The sequence below is a fragment of the Cupriavidus sp. UYPR2.512 genome, assembly GCF_000379565.1.
Lineage (GTDB): Bacteria > Pseudomonadota > Gammaproteobacteria > Burkholderiales > Burkholderiaceae > Cupriavidus.
Genome location: NZ_KB902977.1, coordinates 1 through 3,221 on the forward strand (window position 1 = coordinate 1; position 3,221 = coordinate 3,221).

A 3,221-nucleotide genomic window follows, 5' to 3' on the forward strand; every position below is an offset into this window, starting at 1 on the left:
ACCAACTCAGCATTCTCTTGATTGGTAGACTCGCCATGTGTCCGTGCTGTCGGAGGCCAAACAAACGACTTCTCTTGTGACACAGTAAGACTAACTCGTCCGTTGTGACAACTCGACGGAGGGATGTTGGCAAGCAAATCATTGAGCCCCGATGGTCGGCCAAATTCCCCCACGTGTGGTCACCTCAAACTCCCCCACCTGAAGGGGCGCTGGAAGTGATGTAAGCGCCTGGCAGGACGTTACCTTGTTCCCCTCGCATGAAGAGGGGTTGCCGGAGTGAACGTCTTGAAGCCGCATCTACAAACCACCATTGCTACGTTGGTCGCCGCAGGCAAGGGCCAGCGGGAGATCGGCCGGATTACCGGGATCGATCGCAAGACGATTCGGGGTTATCAAGAGCGCTTTGCCGCTGCCCAGGCAAACTCCCCCACGGTGACCACCGGCTCTGAGTCGCAAATTCCCCCACCCCGACCACCGGCAACTGGTGCACACCAGTTGTCGGCCTGTGCGCCGTACCAGGAGTTTGTGGAAGCCCAAGTACGGCTGCATCGCAACGCCACGGCCATCTACCAGGACCTGGTGGACCAATTCGGCTTTACCGCCAGCTACGAAAGCGTCAAGCGCTTCGTCAGGAATTCACGTCACCACGCGCCGGCGCAATTCGATCGGTTGGAATTCTTGCCCGGCGAGTAATCGAAAGCTTGCGATTACTCGCCTCGTACTAAACCGCTGACGCGCTAGTGGGAGGGACGCGGACGTCAGTGCCTGCGTTCGATCAGGACGGTTATCTGGTGCCGAGCCATCGAGAAGGGATGGGCAGGCGGCTGGGAGCAGGATGGAGGTGCCCGACCGGGCATTCCATTCCCTGTTCCCAGGAGGTCCGTCATGACCCCGCTCCGCCAACGGATGCTGCACGACATGCAGATCCGCAACCTCGCAGACAACACGCAGCAGTCCTATCTGCTGCAAGTTTCCCATTTCGCCCGACACTTCCGACGCTCTCCAGAGGTGCTCGGCCCCGAGGAGATTCGTGCCTGGCTCATCTATCTTCGTGAAGAGCGCAAACTGGCGCCTGGCAGCCTCGGTCCGACTATCGGCGCCCTGCGATTCCTCTATCGCGTGACGCTCAAACGCGACTGGAGCGATGAGGACTTCCCTCTCCCGAAGAGACCGGTGAGGCTGCCGGTCATCCTGAGCCAGGACGAGATCACGGCCTTCTTCGAGTCGGTAGCCAGCCTCAAGCAGCGCACCATCCTGATGACCGCCTACGCGGCCGGCCTGCGGGTGTCGGAAGTCGTCCATCTGAAGGTCACCGACATCGACAGCCAGCGGATGGTCATCCGCGTGAACCAGGGGAAGAACAGAAAAGACCGCTATGTAATGCTGTCGCCGCGGCTGCTCGAGATCCTGCGACTGTACTGGCATGAGGTTCATCCCCGGGACTGGCTTTTCCCCGGAGAGATGCCCGGGCACCCCATCACCCGTTCCGCGGTAGGGCTGGCATGCCGGATCGCGCGCCAGCGCAGCGGGATCCAGAAGCCCATCACGCCCCACTCGCTGCGTCACGCCTTTGCCACGCATCTACTCGAGACCGGCACCGACGTGCGCAGGATTCAGTTGCTGATGGGACATCGTGCCCTTTCGACCACGGCACGCTACTTGAGGGTCGCCACCAGCACCGTGTGTGCCACCACCAGTCCCTTCGATCTGCTACCACATCCCGAACCGATCCCACCTGCGCCTGCTGCGCCTGAGTACTTCTGAGCACGGCCATGCGCGCGCCACTGGAAGTGGCCGACATCTTCCGCCACTGCGGCCCGCAGTATCGGCAGACCCATGCCGACGGGCTTAGCCGTGCGCAGCGGCGCGCGATGCGCGCGATCGAGCTGTGTCGTACCATCGCACTTGGCGGACATGTCGAGCAGTGCGATGCCTGTGGCCATCAGCGCATCGCGTTCAACTCGTGTCGGCATCGCTGCTGTCCGAAATGCCAGTCGCTCGCCCGTGCGCAGTGGCTTGAACGCCGGCAGGCTGAACTGCTGCCCAAGGTCGAGTACTTCCACGTGGTCTTCACGCTCCCCGAGCCCATCGCGGCGCTCGCGTACCAGAACAAACGTCTTCTTTACGACATGCTGTTTCGCACCAGCGCCGAGACGCTGCGCATGATCGCCGCCGATCCGAAGCACCTGGGCGCCGCCATCGGCTTCATCACCATCCTGCATACCTGGGGGCAGAACCTACAGCATCATCCGCACGTCCACTGCGTGGTCCCTGGCGGCGGCATCGCGCCCGATGGCGAGCACTGGACCGCCTGCCGTCCCGGCTTCTTCCTGCCCGTGCGCGTGCTCTCGCGCCTGTTCCGGCGCCTCTTTCTCGAACAACTGCGCCGCGCCTTCAATAGTGGAGCATTGCACTTCTATGGCCCGCTCGAACCACTCAGTGAGGCGCGCGCCTTCGCCGCCTGGCTCGCCCCCACGGCACAGGCCGAATGGATCGTCTACGCCAAACCGCCGTTCGGCGGCGCCCGGCAGGTGCTCGACTATCTGGGCCGCTACACTCATCGCGTCGCCATCTGCAACCATCGGCTGCAGCGCTTCGACGGCGACGCGGTCACCTTCCAGTGGAAAGACTACAAACATGGGGCCGCGAGCAAGGCCATGACGCTCGCGGCCGACGAATTCATCCGTCGCTTCCTGCTGCACGTGCTGCCTGACGGCTTCAAGCACATCCGCAGCTACGGCCTGCTGGCCAATCGCCACCGCGCCGCCAAGCTAGCCACCTGCCGCCGGCTGCTCGGCGTCGTTGCCCCTACGCAAGAAACGTCCGGCGTCATGGACGACTACCGTGACCGTTACCAGCGACTCACTGGCACGTCGTTACGTGATTGCCCGGTCTGCGGCAGGGGCCACATGGTATGCATCGACACGTTCCTGCCGGGTGCACTTCCGCGCGCACCGCCCCCTCATCATGTTCACTGATCCGTTGGCATTGCCCTCAACCACGTTTCCCTTGCTTCCTGCCGGCAACACGCCCGGACTTGTGCCATCCAGTCCCCTGCGCGTACCAATGTTCCGGAAGCTGCCAATTCTTCTCGCTATGTCGACGCTCGCACCATCGTCGCGCAATCGGTCTCGTCACTTCATCGAACCCTGGCACCCGGCTTATGCGTGTGGAGCGCGCCAGGTCAGCGCGGCAACCATTCAATACCCATAGACGCTACC

Annotated in this window: 2 protein-coding genes and 1 pseudogene; all 3 read left to right on the plus strand. The window is 62.7% G+C overall.

Translation table 11 applies throughout. From position 1 onward, the window contains the following. Window positions 1–276 precede the first annotated feature (276 nt). Window positions 277–690, plus strand: a pseudogene (locus A3A5_RS43350) (IS21 family transposase); the annotation flags it as partial. A gap of 195 nt (window positions 691–885) precedes the next feature. Further along, window positions 886–1,764 (plus strand): site-specific integrase, encoded by an 879-nt coding sequence (locus tag A3A5_RS0116060; protein ID WP_018311572.1) that lies wholly within the window; start codon window positions 886–888, stop codon window positions 1,762–1,764. Between the two features lie 8 nt (window positions 1,765–1,772). Continuing rightward, window positions 1,773–2,978: an IS91 family transposase gene (locus A3A5_RS0116065; protein ID WP_018311573.1), complete on the plus strand. Its 1,206-nt coding sequence runs from the start codon at window positions 1,773–1,775 to the stop codon at window positions 2,976–2,978. The last annotated feature ends 243 nt before the right edge of the window (window positions 2,979–3,221 follow it).